The organism is Paenibacillus sp. FSL H8-0122, from assembly GCF_038005345.1.
GTDB lineage: Bacteria > Bacillota > Bacilli > Paenibacillales > Paenibacillaceae > Paenibacillus_AQ.
On record NZ_JBBOTB010000001.1, the window covers coordinates 4,000,877 to 4,019,234 of the forward strand.

General features: G+C 54.3%; 18 protein-coding genes. 6 read left to right on the forward strand and 12 right to left on the reverse strand.

Annotated elements, in window-relative coordinates:
* Positions 1–41: 41 nt before the first annotated feature.
* The 4 genes from NSS64_RS17410 to NSS64_RS17425 all read right to left on the reverse strand — a co-directional run bounded on the left by NSS64_RS17410 (position 42) and on the right by NSS64_RS17425 (position 5,071).
* Complete coding sequence (locus NSS64_RS17410) at positions 42–302, reverse strand: metal-sensitive transcriptional regulator (RefSeq protein WP_340941926.1); 261 nt, start codon at positions 300–302, stop codon at positions 42–44.
* A gap of 16 nt (positions 303–318) precedes the next feature.
* On the reverse strand, positions 319–2,805 hold the full coding sequence (locus NSS64_RS17415) for a CoA-disulfide reductase (RefSeq protein WP_341140944.1): 2,487 nt from the start codon (positions 2,803–2,805) through the stop codon (positions 319–321).
* A gap of 147 nt (positions 2,806–2,952) precedes the next feature.
* The gene (gene pfkA, locus NSS64_RS17420; RefSeq protein WP_036725223.1) at positions 2,953–3,924 is read right to left on the reverse strand and encodes a 6-phosphofructokinase; all 972 of its coding nucleotides are present in this window, start codon (positions 3,922–3,924) and stop codon (positions 2,953–2,955) included.
* A 64-nt stretch (positions 3,925–3,988) separates the two neighbouring features.
* On the reverse strand, positions 3,989–5,071 hold the full coding sequence (locus NSS64_RS17425; RefSeq protein WP_340941930.1) for a tetraprenyl-beta-curcumene synthase family protein: 1,083 nt from the start codon (positions 5,069–5,071) through the stop codon (positions 3,989–3,991).
* 193 nt (positions 5,072–5,264) lie between these two features.
* On the opposite strand from NSS64_RS17425, the gene NSS64_RS17430 reads away from it, so the two are divergent.
* Positions 5,265–6,509: an MFS transporter gene (locus NSS64_RS17430; protein ID WP_341140945.1), complete on the forward strand. Its 1,245-nt coding sequence runs from the start codon at positions 5,265–5,267 to the stop codon at positions 6,507–6,509.
* A 180-nt stretch (positions 6,510–6,689) separates the two neighbouring features.
* On the opposite strand, the gene NSS64_RS17435 is transcribed toward NSS64_RS17430, so the two are convergent.
* Positions 6,690–6,887 (reverse strand): cold shock domain-containing protein, encoded by a 198-nt coding sequence (locus NSS64_RS17435; RefSeq protein WP_036725228.1) that lies wholly within the window; start codon positions 6,885–6,887, stop codon positions 6,690–6,692.
* A gap of 172 nt (positions 6,888–7,059) precedes the next feature.
* Here NSS64_RS17435 and NSS64_RS17440 point away from each other — a divergent pair, with 172 nt between their 5' ends.
* The 5 genes from NSS64_RS17440 (at position 7,060) to NSS64_RS17460 (ending at position 10,943) form a co-directional block, all read left to right on the forward strand.
* Positions 7,060–7,293, forward strand: a complete 234-nt coding sequence (locus NSS64_RS17440; RefSeq protein ID WP_036702226.1) for a hypothetical protein — start codon at positions 7,060–7,062, stop codon at positions 7,291–7,293.
* A 6-nt stretch (positions 7,294–7,299) separates the two neighbouring features.
* Entirely contained in the window at positions 7,300–7,470 is a 171-nt protein-coding gene (locus tag NSS64_RS17445; RefSeq protein WP_209874284.1) for a hypothetical protein, read from the forward strand.
* A gap of 206 nt (positions 7,471–7,676) precedes the next feature.
* The gene (gene pepF / locus NSS64_RS17450) at positions 7,677–9,467 is read left to right on the forward strand and encodes an oligoendopeptidase F (RefSeq protein WP_341140946.1); all 1,791 of its coding nucleotides are present in this window, start codon (positions 7,677–7,679) and stop codon (positions 9,465–9,467) included.
* An 84-nt stretch (positions 9,468–9,551) separates the two neighbouring features.
* Entirely contained in the window at positions 9,552–9,875 is a 324-nt protein-coding gene (locus NSS64_RS17455; protein WP_341140947.1) for a LapA family protein, read from the forward strand.
* 24 nt (positions 9,876–9,899) lie between these two features.
* Positions 9,900–10,943 carry a M42 family metallopeptidase gene (locus tag NSS64_RS17460; protein ID WP_341140948.1) on the forward strand — a complete coding sequence of 348 codons (1,044 nt, stop codon included), beginning with the start codon at positions 9,900–9,902 and terminating at the stop codon, positions 10,941–10,943.
* Between the two features lie 383 nt (positions 10,944–11,326).
* Here NSS64_RS17460 and NSS64_RS17465 read toward each other — a convergent pair whose 3' ends face one another.
* From NSS64_RS17465 to NSS64_RS17495, 7 genes are all read right to left on the reverse strand, one after another.
* Entirely contained in the window at positions 11,327–11,815 is a 489-nt protein-coding gene (locus tag NSS64_RS17465; RefSeq protein WP_341140949.1) for a tetratricopeptide repeat protein, read from the reverse strand.
* A 28-nt stretch (positions 11,816–11,843) separates the two neighbouring features.
* The gene (locus tag NSS64_RS17470; protein ID WP_340941939.1) at positions 11,844–13,796 is read right to left on the reverse strand and encodes an ABC-F family ATP-binding cassette domain-containing protein; all 1,953 of its coding nucleotides are present in this window, start codon (positions 13,794–13,796) and stop codon (positions 11,844–11,846) included.
* A gap of 51 nt (positions 13,797–13,847) precedes the next feature.
* On the reverse strand, positions 13,848–14,459 hold the full coding sequence (locus tag NSS64_RS17475; RefSeq protein ID WP_340941940.1) for a TetR/AcrR family transcriptional regulator: 612 nt from the start codon (positions 14,457–14,459) through the stop codon (positions 13,848–13,850).
* 76 nt (positions 14,460–14,535) lie between these two features.
* Positions 14,536–15,348, reverse strand: a complete 813-nt coding sequence (locus NSS64_RS17480; RefSeq protein WP_341142833.1) for a DUF92 domain-containing protein — start codon at positions 15,346–15,348, stop codon at positions 14,536–14,538.
* 25 nt (positions 15,349–15,373) lie between these two features.
* Positions 15,374–15,997: a fumarylacetoacetate hydrolase family protein gene (locus NSS64_RS17485; RefSeq protein ID WP_341140950.1), complete on the reverse strand. Its 624-nt coding sequence runs from the start codon at positions 15,995–15,997 to the stop codon at positions 15,374–15,376.
* A gap of 60 nt (positions 15,998–16,057) precedes the next feature.
* A complete protein-coding gene (locus NSS64_RS17490) occupies positions 16,058–16,789 on the reverse strand; it encodes a glycerophosphodiester phosphodiesterase (protein ID WP_341142834.1) in 732 nt (243 codons plus the stop codon).
* Between the two features lie 18 nt (positions 16,790–16,807).
* The gene (locus NSS64_RS17495; RefSeq protein WP_341140951.1) at positions 16,808–18,208 is read right to left on the reverse strand and encodes a CapA family protein; all 1,401 of its coding nucleotides are present in this window, start codon (positions 18,206–18,208) and stop codon (positions 16,808–16,810) included.
* Positions 18,209–18,358: the final 150 nt, after the last annotated feature.

Here is an 18,358-nt window from a genome sequence, read left to right on the forward strand (position 1 = left end):
GCAGGGAGTGTTGCGCTCCCTCGTCTGTGGCTGTTATTCGCTTACCGGCTTTTGACAAGCAGCTCTACAGCTTCTTTAATGACTTTATCGGGTGAATTCCCCTGCGCCAGCTCCTCTTGAATGCAGTGCTCCAGATTGTCTCCGATCACGGCACCAATAGAGCGGTCTACGGCTGTTCGGATCGCTGTCAGCTGAGTTACAATCTCACGGCAATCCTTGCCTTCCTCCAGCATTCCGAGTACTCCCCTTACCTGACCTTCGATCCGCTTCAACCGGTTGGTAATAGCTTTATCATACTCCACTGTCATTTAGCCCCCTCTAGATGAATAAGTTCACGCCGGAATCCTCGGCAGCTCCAAGATAGCTGGCAACACCGCCGAAGTCTACACCTTCAATTAATTCCTCCTGCTTGATGCCCATGATGTCCATGCTCATGGTGCAGGCCATCAGCTTAACCCCGGCATTCAGTGCGCCTTGCATCAGATTCTCCAGGGATTCCACATTCTTGCGGCCCATAGTATAGCGGATCAGCTTCGACCCAAGCCCGCCCATGTTCATGCGGGATAAGGGTAGCTTCCGCGTTCCCTTCGGCATCATCATGCCAAACATCCGGTCTAGAGCATTCTTCTTCACCTGCGGAGACTGCCCCCGGCGTAGGACATTAAGCCCCCAGAAGGTAAAGAACATCGTTACCTGCTTGCCCATCGCTGCGGCGCCTGTTGCAATAATGAAGGAAGCAATGGTTTTGTCCAGATCCCCGCTGAAGACAATCATCGTTGTACCTTCAGAGACCGCTGACTGTTCCGCCGGAACTACGGTTCTGTCTGCCGGGTCTACTCCCTTGCGTACCAACGCCTGAACCTTGCCCCCGGATACATCCACTGATTCCAGTGTGTTCCTTGTCTTGCTGCACCACTGCCTGATATCAGCGGCAAAACCGAAATCCGTTGCAGTAATCTCAACCCGCTGGCCTTCCTCCATTGAGCTTATAGTCTCATATACCTTGAGTATAGGGCCGGGGCACTGTAATCCGCAAGCATCCAGCAGGAGCTGCGGCTTAATGCTGAGCTGTTCGTGGCTATGGACTCTACCCGCGGGAGACGGGGCATTCACTTTTAAAGCCGGTGTCTCTCTCTTCCCGGAAATCTCAGCGTTATTCTCCCTTGCCATCGCTGCGTATGTTTTGTACCCTCCGTCAACGTTTCGTACTGCATATCCGTATTGGATTAACATGCGGGCAGCAATGTAGCCGCGCAGCCCTACCTGGCAGGACACGGCGATCTCCCGATCACCGGGAATCTCTGTGAGCCGGTCTCTCAGCTCAGCCAGCGGAATGTTGATGGAACCCGGAATGAAACCGGCTAAACGCTCCGCTTCGTCTCTGACATCAATGATGAGGCCGCCGCTGCGCGAGAATTCGTCCACTTCATGCCATTGCAGATTACGGACGAGTCCCTCCATCAGATTGGAGGCAACATAGCCCGCCATATTGACCGGATCTTTGGCCGAGGAATACGGCGGCGCATACGCCAGCTCCAGATCGGCCAGCTCATCTGCCTTAAGCTTGCTGCGGATCGCGGTGGCAATGACATCTATTCTTTTGTCCACTCCGGCACTTCCGGCCGCTTGTGCTCCATAAATCTCTCCTGTCTGCGGGTTGAACAGCAGCTTAAGCGCTATCGGTGCAGCACCGGGGTAGTAACCGGCGTGGGAATTCGGATGGATATGCACAGCTTCATAAGGTACCCCAAGCGACTTAAGCGTCTTCTCATTGTTCCCGGTCAGCGCAGCAGTCATATCGAAGATTTTGATAATCGCAGTACCTAATGCTCCCGTATACGAGGCTTGCCGCCCATTGATATGATCAGCGGCCAGACGCCCCTGACGGTTAGCACCCCAGGCAAGGGATACCATGGTATCGAACCCCTGAACACGGTCCTTCACTTCAATGACATCTCCAACAGCATAGATAGCCGGATCACTGGTCTGCAATGAGGCGTTGACCTTAACCGATCCCCGGACGCCCAGCTCCAGCCCGCAGCTCCGTGCCAGGTCATTCTCAGGACTGACCCCAATCGCCAGGATGACCATATCCGTTCTAAGCTCCCCGCCGGAAGAGAGACGAAGCAGACGGCCTTGCTGTTCAATAGCCTCTACGCCCTCATTCAGCCGCAGCTCTACCCCATGCAGACGCATATGCTCCTCCAGCGGACGAACCATCTCCAGGTCAAGCGGGTTCAGAATCTGCTCCCCCCGGTCAATCACAGTAACATCAAGCCCCCGCTCCCGCAGATTCTCAGCCATCTCAAGACCGATGAACCCTGCACCGATTACAGTGGCATGTCTTGGCTGACGGCTGTCCACATAGGCCTTGATACGGTCTGTATCAGGAATATTCCTTAAGGTGAACAGGTTCTCAGCCTCTGAAATGCCCGGAATCGGGGGAACGATCGGCTTTGCTCCCGGTGAGAGTACTACGATATCATATGGAATCTGCAGTGTCTCGCCTGTTGTAACATTGCGGCAGTGTACCTGCTTACGTTCACGGTCAATCTCTGTCGCCTCGGTAAAGATTCTCACATCAATATTGAAGCGTGCCCGGATTCCAGCCGGTGTCTGCAGAAACAGCTTGTCCCGGGAATCAATACTCTCCCCAATATAATAAGGCAGCCCGCAATTGGCAAAAGAAACATGCTCTCCCCGCTCAAGCATGATAATGTTGTCTTCTTCGTTCAGTCTTCTTAGGCGTGCCGCAGCGGATGCCCCTCCGGCAACTCCGCCGATAATGACTATAGTTCTGCTCATTCTTATTCCCTCCTAATTGTATACCCCTATGGGTATGATATTATACGGGTGGGGGTATACTGTCAAGTCAAAAAAGAGCAGCCCCTTCCGGTGATGGAAGGCTTGCTGCTCCGCTGAGAGTTGATGATCCTATAAATTCTGCTGCTTTTACTGGGACAAACGGGAAGCCAGCTCATACAGCTCGATATTGAAATCCTTCTTCGTATTCACTACCTTATCGATATCGGTCAGGGTCAATTCCCCTTTAATGATTCCGCATGCCTTGTCCGATTCGCCTTCGATCAGCTTACGAACCGCGAAATCAGCCAGACGGCTGGCGAGGTTACGGTCTCCTGGTGTTGGAGTACCTCCGCGCTGAATGTGTCCCAGTACCGTAACACGGGCATCCAGGGAAGCATGGCGGTCTTTGAGTGCCTGAGCAACATCCTCACCCTTGCCGACGCCTTCAGCTACAATGACGATACTGTGACGTTTGCCGCGTGCGAAATTATCCTTCATCCGGTCAGCTACCTCATTCAGGTCATAAGGCATTTCCGGCACCAGAATCGTCTCCGCCCCGGAAGCAAGGCCTGCATGCAGAGCGATATCTCCGCAGTGACGCCCCATAACCTCTACGATGGAGGAACGCTCATGGGATGACATGGTGTCGCGCAATTTATTGATCGCATCCACTACCACGCCAACGGCAGTATCGAATCCGATAGTGTAGTCTGTGAACGATATATCATTATCAATGGTACCCGGCAGAGCCATCGTCTTGATTCCAAGCTTGCTGAGCTTGTTAGCGCCATGGTAAGAGCCGTCTCCGCCGATAACAACCAGACCGTCGATGCCGAGCTCATTCAGAATGTCAGCACCTTTCTGCTGGCCTTCCGGCTTCATGAACTCCAGACAGCGTGCAGACTGCAGAACCGTACCTCCGCGCTGGATGATATCTCCGACACTGCGCAGATCCATCGGGAAAATGTCGCGGTTCAGCAGGCCCTGGTACCCGCGCTGAATGCCGAATACTTCAATTCCGAAGTAGATCGCGCTGCGGACAACCGCACGCACTGCGGCGTTCATCCCCTGGGAGTCTCCACCGCTGGTTAATACTGCGATTTTTTTTACGTTAGACATTCTGTTAGTTCCTCCTTAAATTTGTGCCAGTTTCTCCCCTTACCCGGAGAAGATCCGGCAGCATCTAATACATGTGTTTGCGTATCCAGCGGCTGTTGACGAAGAAAAAGAGTCTGGTCAGCGGACTATTCTTCATCAGCCTCCGGGATACCGAACGGACCTCGCGTTGCTCACTAACCTTGGGATCGGATAAATACAGGGCCAGCAGTCCTTCGATGATCATACGGTGCATGGAGTTATCAGGAAGACCCCGGACATCCTTGCGGGCCCACTCCACAATGGAAGCGATCCGGTTCAGCATCATATCCGTATTCTCATAATAATTGCAGAAATTGAGATCACCGCCGGCCCGGTCTTCATCCTGGTCAATCAGATAATCCAGCATGATATGCAGACCGCACACATGCGGAAAATAAGCAGCACGAATGGATGATGATGCCACTGTGCTTAGCTTAGGATCACAGGATGCCAGAAAAAGCATGAATACACCCAGGGTTGAACCGGTTGCGGCCGCAAATTCATTCCACTGGAGATGAGGCGCGCGGTACCCCTCCTTCTCCCACCATTCCTTGAGGGCAGCTTCTCTAAGCTCCGGGTGAATGTGCTTATAGACCTGAAGATCGGTGTACAGTACAGCCAGATTGTAGACCTCTTCAGCAGCAGCACCGTAGCCGGGTAGCCGGGAGGTCATCTCCTGGCATTTGCGGACCAGTCTGTGCAGGTATCCGCCGTCATTCTGTTCCGTGCGCAGCGCGTAGTAATTCACAGGCTCCGCGCCGGGGGTAACCGCATCCAGCATGGACTTATGCAGCAACCGGAAATCGGCCGGGTCAAGCGAAGTACTGCGGTCACACAGGTTGTCCAAATAATCACTGATCGTCTGATAAGCAACAATTAGCGGAATCAGTATATGTCTCATCGACAAATTGCCGGCGGCATAGATTCCGCCGCCTTCGCAATGAAACTGCTTCGTTTCAATGCTGGCAAGCGCTTGCTTGCGGAGCTCGGGATCGGGAATTCCTTCTGCATCCTTGCGCCAGGAATCGAGACATGATCGCACTTCCGGCAGCACGTACTTATAGACTCTCTTCATGAGTCCAATAGGACCGCGCGGACTACGGTTACGGCCTTGCTCAAATTCATTCAATGACAGTGCCTCCACATTGTTGTCTCCTTATCCAAATCATGATTATTATAATATGCAGAGCGGATTTGTACAAACAACAAAATCACTTTCGCAAACTCTTGAAAGATTCAGAAAATCGATATTATACGAATCCCCCGGCCTCTCCGCTTTATGCTATACTATACTTTTCTATACCCCGAAGGAGTGCACAATCATGAATGCGAGGCGGAGCGGCGGCCAATACAGTGATCAAAACTGGCTGCGATCCTTTATGTTTACGCTGTACGGCACCAGTGTGCTGGTTGTTTCTTATTTCCCGTTATTTTATGCCCACCTGGGCTTCAGCAGTCCGCAAATGGGTCTGCTCTACTCAGTAGGACCGCTAATCTCAATTCTCTCTAATCTGTTCTGGAGTATGATGAGCGACCGGCTGGGTACCGTCCGTAAGATTATGGCCCTCCTGCTTGGAGGCCAGCTGATTACCGCCATTATTCTGGCCAGAGCCACCGATTTCTCAAGTGTCATGCTTATCTTATCCTTTTTCTATTTCTTCTATTACCCGGTTTTTCCACTTGCAGATACTATGGCGATCAAAATTGCCCAGCGCCACGGGCGGAATTTCATTGCCATCCGTGTATTCGGCTCGCTCGGTTACTCCTTCTTCGCCCTTACAATCGGCTATGTACTCAGAACGCTGGGACCTCAGTACAGCGTAGCGATTTGTATTGTGATTGTTGTAACCGCGCTGCTGATTACGATTGGGCTGAAGGATGTGAAGCGAACCGAAGCGGCTCCGCTCTCTGTAGACAAGGAGGCTGCGGACAAACCGCTGAAGGGCGCCGGACTCCGCGAGATTCTCCTGCAAAAGGAAGTGCTGTGGTTCTTCGGCTCTGTATTCCTGCTCGCCATCGGCTACCGGATGAACGAGGCCTTCCTGACGATCAGCCTCAAGGGCATGAATGCAGGAGATGAGATCGTGGGCTGGGCGCTGCTGGCTTCAGCGCTCAGTGAGATCCCCATCTTCTTCCTGCTCAGCAGATATGGCGACAAGTTCAAGGAGCTGCCGCTGCTTGCTTTTGCCAGCCTGATGTTCACGCTGCGCTTTCTGTTCATGTCGCTGGCCCAGGAGCCGGGTACCGTGGTTGCCATTCAGGCCATGCACAGCATTTCGTTCGGCATTTATTATGTAACTGCGGTCCGCTACATCACCCGGATCATCCCTGATCATCTGCGGGCAACCGGAATGGCGCTCTTCACCGTCGTATGGTCCAGCGGCGCAGGTCTGCTCAGCGGCACCTTCGGCGGACTGATCTATCAGGATTCCGGCCGGATTGTATTCTATCTGGTCGCTACCGGCTTCTCGGTTCTGGCCTTCATCGGCTTCCTGTCCAAGCATCTGATGGACCTCGGGGGCGGCACAGACCGTCCGCTGCGGCGTAAGAGCAAGACCCCGCTCTGACTGATTATGGGCGGGGAAGGATATATCCACAGCGGACGTAAATCATAATTTCCTAACCAATAAAAAAACACAGCTCCCGGAGGAACTGTGCTGCTCAAGCTGCCTGATGCTACTTATGCCAGTGCGTGCTAGATCAAATATATATATTGCGGCTGACAGAAGCTCTGCCTTGGCCGTATTTTATAATTTAACTACGTTCGCTGCCTGTGGACCACGGTTACCGTCCGTAACATCGAATTCTACCGCTTGGCCTTCGTCCAAAGTCTTGAATCCGTCGCCTTGAATCGCTGAGAAGTGAACGAATACATCTTCGCCGCCTTCAACTTGAAGGAAACCATAACCCTTTTCTGCGTTAAACCATTTTACTGTACCTTTCAAATGAACAACCTCCTAAAAATACCGCCATATATGGCGTATGCTTACATTATACTCTTTCTATACTTGTAAAGCAATCCATCTTTTCCCTGATTTCATGATTTAATTTGCTTTTCCCTTCTCCGGTGCGTTATCATTGACCCAAAAGCCAAAAATCGCCAGGGTGGTAATGATAATGATCAAAAAACATGAAATATACAAAACAGACAAGTGGAACATGATGACGGTGGAGGTTCAGGGACGATATATTATCCTTCGTGAAATCTCTGACCAATGGGGAGAAGAAACGCATACCTTCATGAGCCGTCCGGCTATGATGCAGTGGGTGAACAACCGCTTCAATAAAGAATCCTACAAGGATAATGAAGAAGAGTACAAGAATATCATCGCAGCCTTCAAACAGGTCTAGTCCGGCATGGATAATGAGAGTCTTGTCATTTATGTCATTGTCGTCCTGTGCCTGGGTGCCGTACTGATTATGAGCAAGGACAAAATGCCCCCGCGCTTGAAGCGCGGGATGGCATTGACCGCAGTCATTATGATTGCGCTGGCTTTTGTCTTCATTATTTATAGCCTGCTCACATAACTTCATCTGTAAGCAAGATTTAATAAACATGAATTGGCAGGGCATACTAAGCAGACTTTGAGAATCAGGAGGCTGCCGTCATGTCCGTTACCGCCAAATCACTCCCGCTCCTGCTTGCGCTCAGCCTGCTGCAGGGAAATCTGTCCTCAGCGCTCCCGCAGGCGGAGAGCAGCCCAGCCGCATCCCATCTACCGAGGAGGATTTCTATGGAACAATTACCTAAGAGAAGTGAAGTACCCGCCGAGAACCGCTGGAAGCTTGAAGATATGTTTGCTTCAGAGGAGCAATGGGATGCCGAATATAAGGAAGTGAAGGCGCTGATTACAAGCGCTGCCTCCTTCCAGGGGAAGCTGGATTCTCCGGATGCCCTGAAGAAGTGCTTCGAGCTGGACGATAAGCTGTCCCTGCTGACTGAACGCCTCTATGTCTATGCGCATATGCGCCAGGACGAGGATACAGCGGCTCCGAAGTACCAGGCTCTCTCCTCCAAGGCCAAGAAGCTTGGCGTTGAAGCGGGTGAAGCTCTTTCTTTTGTCACACCTGAGATTCTGGCCCTGCCTGACGCGACACTGGACCAGTTCATCGCCGACCCTTCGCTCTCCGACTACACCTTCACCTTGACTGAAATGAAGCGTGAGAAGGCCCATGTCCTGTCCAAGGCGGAAGAAGCGCTGCTGGCTCAGGTCAGCACGATCGCCCAGGCCCCGCAAACCGTATTCAGCATGCTGAATAATGCGGATCTGAAGTTCCCGAAGATTAAGAACGAAGAAGGCAAGGAAGTTGAGCTGACCCACGGAAGCTATATTCAGTTCCTCGAAAGCCCGGACCGTGAGGTTCGTAAGAACGCCTTCAAAGCGGTCTATGAAACCTACGGCAAGCAAAAGAACACGATTGCCGCCACGCTGAGCGCGAATGTGAATAAGAATGTCTTTTACTCCCGTGTGCGCAAATATCCTTCCGTGTTGGAAATGTCCTTGTACGGCGACAATATTCCGAAGGAAGTCTACACCAATCTGATCGATACGATTCACGAGAGTCTGCCGCTGATGCACCGTTATATGAAGCTGCGCCAGAAGCTGCTTGGGGTAGATGAGCTACATATGTATGACTTGTTCGCTCCGCTTGTGGACGAATATAAGCTGGATATTACTTTTGACGAAGCCAAGAAGATTACCAAGGAAGGCCTGAAGCCGCTTGGCGAGGACTACCTTAGTGTTCTGCAGGAAGGCTATGACAAAGGCTGGATCGATGTCTACGAGAATGAGAACAAACGCTCCGGCGCATACAGCTGGGGGGCTTACGGCACCCACCCTTACGTGCTGCTGAATCATAATGACAATCTGAACAGCATGTTCACACTGGCACATGAGATGGGTCACGCCCTGCACTCCTACTATTCGGACACAGCGCTGAAATACCGGGATGCGCAGTACACTATTTTCCTGGCGGAGGTTGCTTCTACTACCAATGAGGCGCTGCTGATGGATTACCTGCTGAACAAATCCACAGATCCAAAGGAAAAAATGTACCTGCTCACCTATTATGCCGACCAGTTCCGCACAACGGTATTCCGGCAGACGATGTTCGCTGAATTCGAAAAAATCATTCACCAGCGTGCCGAAGAAGGCGAATCGCTCACACCGCAGGATCTCTCTGCCATCTACTACGATCTGAATGTCAAGTATTACGGCAAGAATATGGTGGTCGATCAGGATATTGAGATGGAGTGGGCACGGATTCCGCATTTCTATAACAGCTTCTACGTCTATAAATATGCTACCGGCTTCTCGGCGGCGACGAGCTTCGCCAAACAGATTCTGGAGGAAGGCAAACCGGCGGTTGACCGTTACCTCGGCTTCCTCAAGAGCGGCGGCAGTGATTATTCAATCAACATTTTATCCAAGGCAGGGGTTGACATGTCCTCTCCTGAACCGATCCGCGAAGCGATGAGTGTATTCGAAAGTGTGATCGAACAGATGGAGCAGTTGACCAAATGAGGCAGAAAGCTTAGTATTACAGTAATCCCTTGCCCTCTGCGGGCAGGGGATTTGTATTGTCATAGATCCTGAGGAGGAAGATATATGAAATTTCAATGGTCACTTATATTAGGTTTATTTTTTGCACTGCTGACAGCTGTATTCGCCGTAATGAATGTCGATACGGTTCCGGTGAATTTCGGCTTCGACTTTGTCAGCATCCCGCTTATTCTTGTTATTCTCGGCTGTGCGCTGATCGGTGGCGTGGTTGTGGGGTCGTACGGGATTTTCCGCCAGTATAAGCTGCAGAAGCAGATCAAGAGCCTGAATGCCGAGCTTGCCAAGCTGCGTGACGCTAACAGTATCAACATGGAACCTATCCCTGCTGAGAGTGCTTCCTTTACTCCAGAAGGATCATCCCAGCTGTAACCCAACGAATAGGAGGAACTGTCCTTGCTTAACATCCAGCCCAATGAAGAATATATTCTGAATCTGCTCAAAAAACTGCTCGACACCCCAAGCCCCAGCGGCTTCACCGCCCAGGTGATGGCACTCGTGGCCGAAGAAGCGGCAGCGCTGGGTATTCCGCTTACCTGGAATGAAAAAGGCGGCGCGATGCTCACCGTGCCCGGTCTTGATCCTTCGCGCACCATCGGCATCAGCGCCCATGTGGATACGCTCGGTGCCATGGTCCGCTCCATTAAGTCTAATGGTACCCTCCGCTTAACCTCTGTGGGCGGATTCAGCATGAACAGCATTGAGAATGAATATTGCATCATCCATACCCGCAGCGGCTTAACTTATACCGGTACGATCCTGACAAGCCATCCTTCTGTGCATGTGTATGCGGATGCCCGTGATTTCAAACGTTCAGAAGAGAATATGGAGATCCGGATTGATGAGCTGGTCTCCACCAAGGATGATGTGCTGAAGCTGGGGATTTCAGTCGGCGACTTTATTTCGTTCGATGCACGGGCGGTGCTCACTCCCAGCGGATATATCAAATCCCGTCATCTGGACGACAAAGCCAGCGTAGCCGCCTTATTCGGGCTGCTGGAGAGCATCCGGCGCGAAGGCTGGAAGCCGCTGCATAACCTGTCCCTGCTCATCTCCAACTATGAAGAGGTAGGTCACGGCGCCGCCTGGATTCCAGGGGAGATCAATGAGATGATCGCTGTGGACATGGGTGCGATGGGCGATGACCTCAGCTGCAAGGAGACGGATGTCTCCATCTGCGCCAAGGATTCCTCCGGCCCGTATGACTATGCCATGACCAGCCGCATGATCGAGCTGGCGAACGGTCTGGCGATTCCATTCGCGGTCGATATCTATCCGCAATACGGCTCCGACGCCTCTGCTGCGCTGCGCGGCGGGAACAACATCCGGGCCGCACTGATCGGACCGGGCGTACACGCCTCGCACTCCATGGAGCGTACCCATAAGCAGGCTGTGCTGAATACGGCTAAGCTGCTGGCGGCTTATTTAGGGGCGAACTGATCGGGCTGCTCGCCACGGCGGGTCACTTTCTATAGCAACACGAAGCGGATATTAGTAAACAAGTACAAAAAGGCAGCACCAGCTCATGTAAATAGCTGGTGCTGCCTTTTTAGTAGACTATATTAATCTTGACCAAGCCGAAATGTTGCAACTATTGCAACCTGGCCCGCCCTTAATTGGACATTTGCAGGGATTCCTGCATAAATTGCAACAATTTCCCCGCCCACCGGCTCCAGGGAGGATTTATCCTGCATTTTGTGCAACATTTGCCGATTAGAGCTGAGATAACGAGTGAGATGTTGCATTATGGGCAGGATTCTCGCATAAACCTCTGACCTTGAGGATTAGAGCTGCGTTCAGGCGTGAGATGTTGCATCCCCCGGTTAAGGCCATACCTGCTCCAGCTTGTCCGCATAGTACTTGATGGCCTTACGGTAATCCCGGATACCGGGATCGGCGGATGTATCTGCAAGTAAGGTAAGCAGCAGCTCCATCGCTTCGGTGTGTGCACCGAGATTATGCAGCGTCATGGCCAGAAAAGCCATAAATTCCGCCCGCTGCGGGAATTCAAGCGCACCCTGCTCCAGGAGCGCACGGGACTCCGCATACTGCCCGAGCGTCCGGTACGTACTGCCCAGACCCAGCATCGCGCCTGCCTTCTGCCCCGCATCTGGAAGACCTAAGGCAAGACTCTGCTCGTAATAAGCTACCGCCTCACGCTCCAAGCCCAGCACATCATGCGTCCATGCCAGCTGATAATGCAGCTCGGCATTGCCCTCGTCTGCTGACAGTAGCTCTAGCAGCAGGGTCCTTGCTTCTTCTGCCCGGCCAGAGGACCGGAGCTGCACAGCAGCTTCTATCGTATGGGTCACAGCCACTGTCCCTCCTTCTGCACCGCGGTTACTTACCCGCGATCTTCTCCGCCAGCTCACTCAGATACGTCCAGCGCTCCATCAGGCGCTCCAGCTCTGCCTCGCCCTGCCGCTGCTTCTCCACCAGCTCCTGGAGTCTGCCGGAGTCAGCGAAGGCCGCTTCCATCTGTGCCGAGATGTCCGTCAGATGCTGCTCCGCCTGTTCAATGGCCTCATCGATCCCTTCATACTCACGCTGCTCCTTGAAGGTGAATTTCAGCTTCTCGCGCGGCGCTGACCCGGCCTGTGCATTCCCGCCCTGCTCAGCAGCGGCAGCACCAGTCCCGCTGGCACTGCGGCCGGAGCCGCCTTCTGCCTTGCCGGAGTTCCCGCTGCCCGAAGGGACGTTCTTCGCCAGCCACTCTTCATATTCGCTATAGTCGCCGACATGCAGGCGGATGCCCCCATCCTCGAAGGCAATCAGCTTATCCACGGTGCGGTCCAGGAAGTAACGGTCATGCGATACCGTGAAGACTACGCCAGGGAATTCATCGAGGTAATCCTCCAGCACAGCGAGTGTACCGATGTCCAGATCATTCGTCGGCTCATCGAGCAGCAGCACGTTCGGCGCTCCCATGAGGACACGCAGCAGGTAGAGACGTCTTTTCTCGCCGCCGGACAGCTTGGAGATTGGCGTCCACTGCATCGCAGGCGGGAACAGGAAGCGCTCCAGCATTTGCCCGGCGGTGATGACACTGCCGTCTGCGGTCTTGATGATCTCGGCTTCTTCCTTCACATACTCGATCGCCCGCAGGCTGAGATCCATGTCCTGATGCTCCTGGGTGAAATAGCCCAGCTTCACGGTTGTCCCGAGCTGCACCTCACCGCTGTCCGGGGTAAGCTTACCGGCAATCAGGTTAAGCAGCGTGGACTTGCCGCTGCCGTTCTTGCCGACAATCCCCACGCGGTCCTGCGGCACAGCAATATAATTCAGATCCTTGATTAAGGTCCGGCCATCCATTGATTTGGTGAGATCCTGAATCTCAATGATTTTGCGGCCCAGTCTGGTGGAGGCTACAGAGATATCCATAGATGACGCCGATGCGCCTCCCGTACTCTCCTTGAGCTTCTCGAAGCGGTCGATCCGCGCCTTCTGCTTCGTGGAGCGGGCCTTAGCCCCGCGGCGAATCCAGGCCAGCTCGGTGCGCAGCAGATTCTTGCGCTTCTGCTCGGCCGAAGCCTCCCGTTCTTCACGGTCTGCCTTCAGCTCCAGGAACCGCGAATAGTTCGCTTCATACCGGTACAGATTCCCGCCGTCCAGCTCAAGCATTACACTGGCTACCCGTTCCAGGAAATAACGGTCATGCGTTACCATCAGCAGCGCCCCGCGCCGCTTCTGCAGATACTGCTCCAGCCAGGCTACGGAATCCGTATCAATATGGTTGGTAGGCTCATCCAGAATCAGCAGCTCCGACGGTGTAATCAGTGCCGCCGCCAGCGCTACGCGCTTGCGCTGTCCGCCCGACAGGCTCTCCATCCGCGCATCGAAGCGGGTAATCCCCAGCTTCGTGAGGACCGTCTTGGCCTCACTCTCCAGCTGCCAGGTGCCGGCGGCGTCGATGGCCTGTCCAATCCGGACAAGCCTGCTCTCCAGCCCTGAGTCTCCCGGATTCTGCTCCAGAAGAGACATCACCTCCATGTATTCCCGCATCGTCGCAAGCTCCGGGTCCTCTCCGGCAAATACCTGCTGCAAGACCGTATTTCCAGGCTCATAAGGCGGATTCTGGGCCAGGAACTGCACCCGCACATCATTGCCGATGCTAATCTGCCCTTCATCTGCTGTATCGAGCCCGGCGATAATCTTCAGAAAGGTTGATTTTCCCGTGCCATTGACGCCAATTACGCCTATCTTATCCCTGTCGTCCATGCCAAAGGAGGCATCACGGAACAGGGTTTTCTCCCCGTAGCTCTTGGAGAGATGTTCCACCGTCATAATATTCATCAGTTGTCCTCGCTTGCCTTATATTTTGAAACCGGAATTGGCTGTACTCTCTTAAGATTCGGCTTCAGCAGGGAAGTCGCCCATTGCCGAATCCAGGCTGCCCAGTGCCCCAGTGATAAAGAGCCTGGCCGCAAACTTCGCCCGCTTATCCGCATCTGCCTCGGCAAACTCAGGGTCGAACAGGATATCCATCTTCAGACGGTCCAGAATCCCGATGTACGACTGCGCCATCAGCTCCGGCTCGGTAGCCCCGCCTTCCAGCAGCACCTTCACCACAGCCTGCATATAGGCTTCCATGAACTGTGCCATATACGCCACCAGCTCAGGGTTATTGTTAGGCGCACGGAAGAACAGCTTCGTATGCTGCTTGCGCTCATAGTAATAGAACAGATGATGCTCTGCAATCACGGAGAGCTTGTCTGTCAATGCGGAGCGGGTCCTCAGCTTGCCCTCAAGCTGCTCAAGGAAGCCTTCACAATCGCGGCGGGTAACCGCCATGAAGAGCTCCTCTTTGCTTTTAAAATATAAATAAACCGTACCCTTGGCAATGCCTGCACGTTCGGCCACTTCCGACATCTTGGTCTCATAAAAGCCGCCTGAACCGAAAAGCTCATAAGCGGCATCCAGAATAGCTGCATGTTTGTCTACGGATGCACTGCTCAACGGTTCACCTCCCAACCCATAGAATCCTGTATGTTACCGGATAACGCAACGGCCGGCTTAACTCTCAGATCCGTCCTTATCCTATGTAACTGATATAACTGACCAGCAGCGCTACAGCACCGCCTATTATAGAACTTACAGCATTTACAGTATCATTGTCCATCCAGCGCCAGCCCCTGGCGTATTCCGTAGGCTTCCCGCAGTGGATAGAGGCCTCGACCTCGCGGCCGCAGACTGTGCAGCGATTCATCCGTTGCACAGTAGCCCCCAGAACGGAGTCGGCAAAAGCTCCCGCGAGCCCGCCCAGCAGTCCGGCCAGCATCAGCAGCCAGAAGGCATGGGGCGTCATGCCGGAGGCCGCCCGCAGCACCCAGGAGGCCGCGCCGATGAGTGCCCCTCCCGCCGCCGCGGCCAGCGTCCCGGGCAGGGATACGCCGCCGGAGGTGCCTGCCTGCAGCACCTTCCCGGTCAGCACCGACCGGGGAGGCTTCCGGGCCAGCGTGCCGATCTCTGTCGCCCATGTATCCGAGGTTACGGTAGCCATCACCCCGATGAACAGGAAGCCCCAGAGCTCCAGCGGATAGACCGCGTTCAGCAGAACGGCCAGCATCCCGAGTCCGCCGTTGGCGAAGACCTGACCCGCGTCGCGGCGTCCGGTTTTGTCATACGTGGCCTCCAGCTCGGCCTTATTCTCATGATGCAGCTTCGACAGCAGGGTTGAGGAAATGAAGAACACGAGCAGGATACCGAACCAGAACAGATTCCCCGCACCGAAATAGATCGTCCCCATGACGACTGCCGCCACCATCCCTGAGAAGCTAAGCGACTGCTTCCAGTAGGCAGCCCCGGCAACCAGCAGCGCACCGCAGGCCCCGATCAGCCATTGCAGCACTTCAAGTCCTGAGAGCATCGCCTTAACCGATCAGGCAGGTGCCCATGAGGCGCGCACCCCAGAACAGCTCGAACGAATCGCCCGCCACTACCGGACCTACTCCGGCGGGGGTTCCGGTGAAGATAATATCGTCTTTGCCCAGCCCGTAGCGGGCGGCAATGAATTCAACGATTTTTTGCAGGGAGAAAATCATGTTCTTCACGTTCCCGCGCTGAACTTCAATTCCGTTCTTGCGGACGGTGAAGTCGGTGGCCTCCAGTTCCTCTTCCTCAGGCAATGCCATGTAAGGGGTCAGCGGAGCCGCATTCTTGAAGCCCTTGGCGGCCGTCCAGGGCAGGCCCTTCTTCTGCAGATCATTATGCACATCACGGAGCGTGAAGTCGAGGCCCAGCGCCATCACATCCACCAGCTCCTGCACGCTCATCCCCGGCACGTAATCACGCGCAATGCGCAGCACCAGCTCCCCCTCGTAATGAATCAGTCCGGCGTCCTTGGGCAGATGGATGATCGCTTTGTCCAGGGCCACGGCAGCATGAGACGGCTTCAGGAAGATCAGCGGCTCGGCAGGCACCTTGTTGCCCAGCTCCTCCGCATGTAATTGATAGTTGCGTCCTACACAGTATACATTATTGATCGCACTGCTCATTGTTCCGTCAGCTCTCTTCCTCTATGAATTGGAATTCATACTGCAATGCTGCAATCCTTATTAGGCCTTCAAAAAGAGTTCGCCCCAGATATCCGGACGGTTCGTACAGATCATAATATCGGAATGAATCTCCGACAGGCGGCGCATTTCCTTGCCCTTATTCAAGGTCCAGGCCATCACCTGCACCCCGCGTTCAATCAGGGATTTGGCCAGAACCGGGCTAAGCCGGTCATAGCTGATGGATAAGAAAGAGCAGCCCAGCTCATCAAGCTTCCCCGCAGGATTACCGGATCTGGAGTCATAGATCAGCCCTGTATGGAACCGCGCGTCCAGCTCCTTGATCCGCCGCAATACACCGGCATCGAACGAGGTCAGCACCACTTCCTCGCGCATTCCCCTGGCATTCACCAGATCAATGACTGCCTGCGCAAGACCGGGATACATATCCCCCACCGTCTTCAGTTCAATATTCAGCCGCAGCCGGCCTGATGCCAGAGCAAGCACCTCTTCCAGAGAAGGCACCCGCTCTCCGCGAAAAGCACGCCCTTTCCAGCTCCCCGCATCCAGCCGCCGCATCGGCTCGTACTCCATATTCTTCACCTTGCCGTGTCCGTTGGTCGTACGGTCCAGGGAATAGTCATGGATGACCACGGGAACCCCGTCCTTCGTCAGCTGCACATCAATCTCTATCCAGCGTACAAAAGGCAGCGCAATCGCCATCCGCACGGCGGCCAGTGTATTCTCGGGGGCCTTACCGGAAAATCCGCGGTGGGCTACACACATATTGTTCATCATTATACGCACCTCCGGCTATTTCACCGCTTGGATCACAGTGCCGTCATTGCGAACCTTGATCAGGCCGGAAGAAATAGACTGTATTCTGTGCAGCAGCAGCTGCCCGTCGGCATCATTCATCGGCACCGGCTGCGCCAGCTCGGCATCCATCGGCTTCAGCTTAAGAGCGCATTGCCCCTGCTTGCTGCATTCCGCCTGGAATACCGCCGTCTCCCAAGTAGCCGGGATGGAGCCGCGTGTGAAAATAAAGTTGCCTGTGCTGTAGGCAATCCATTTGCCTTTGTACGGCTCAATGCCCTGCAGCACATGCGGATGGCCGCCCATCACCAGATCGGCTCCGGCATCAATGAAGCTATGCCCAAGCGCCTGCTGGGTCTTGTCATACTGCTCCATCCGCTCCCGTCCCCAATGGACGACGACAACGACAATATCGGCCTTTTGCTTGGCTGCGGCAATCGCCTTGAGACCTTCCGCACTGTCATACACCGAGGCAAGGCCGGGCTTGCCCGCTTCCGCCTTCCATTCAATCACCGGCATCACCCGGGTGAAGCCCAGCAGGGCAATCTTAATTCCATTACGTTCAAAATACTGCGCCGAATAGGCCTCCTGGCTATTCCGTCCTGCCCCCACATGAGGGATTCCGCGCTCACCCAGATGCTTCAGGGTGTCCAGCAGACCTTCCTCCCCCTGATCCAGCGTGTGGTTGTTAGCCAGATTGACGGCATCCACACCGGCGGCTTTGAGCGCGTCGAGTGCCTTCGGCGGGCCCTTGAACACAAACTGCTTGTTCTTGGCCCCAACCCCGCGTGTAGTAATCGGCGTTTCCAGATTGACTACCGTAAGGTCATCCTTCTTGAACATTCCATCCAGCGCGCTGTAGGAATAATCGTAGCCCTTCTGCTCCAGCAGCGCACCTGCCTTCCCGCTGAAGATGATATCTCCGGCGAAGCTCAGCTTCACCGTCGCGCCGGACGTATTCTCCGGCAAGCCTGCGACCAGCCCGCTGCCGCTTCCCGTTGTGGCCTGCGGTGCATTCGTAGGGGTTGCCTGATCCGCTGGTGACGGTGCAGGCGTAGCCGAAGCTTCCGTGGTCTCCGCAGGCACTGAAGAAGCCTCCGGTGTCTCCTCCGGAGCAGGCTCCGCAGTGGCTGTAGCCTCTGCCCCGGGGTCTTCTTCTGCAGGGACGGCTTCCGTAGGGGCTGCCGCCGTTGCAGCAGCTTCCGGCGAAGGGGGGGTAACGAGCGCCGCTGGCGGAGCAGCAGAGCCCTGCGGGTCCTTGCCGTCCATGAATGAATATGCGAGCGCAGCGGTAATCATCAGCAGCAACGCCACATTGACCCACGCCCATATCCTTCTGCGCCGCCGCCTGCTATGTTGTCTCTTGCCTTGTCTATTGCCTGATCTCGGCGGATACATGAGTCCAAGTAATCTCCTTTACCCTTAAAGTGTTTCTATTATAGCATATCTATCAGCTGCCGCTCCAAGCCGGGAACGGAGGCTGTTATTAAATCACCCCACAAAGTGAGGCTTTAGCTTCGATGATGACTCAGGTACTTTGCGGGGGCC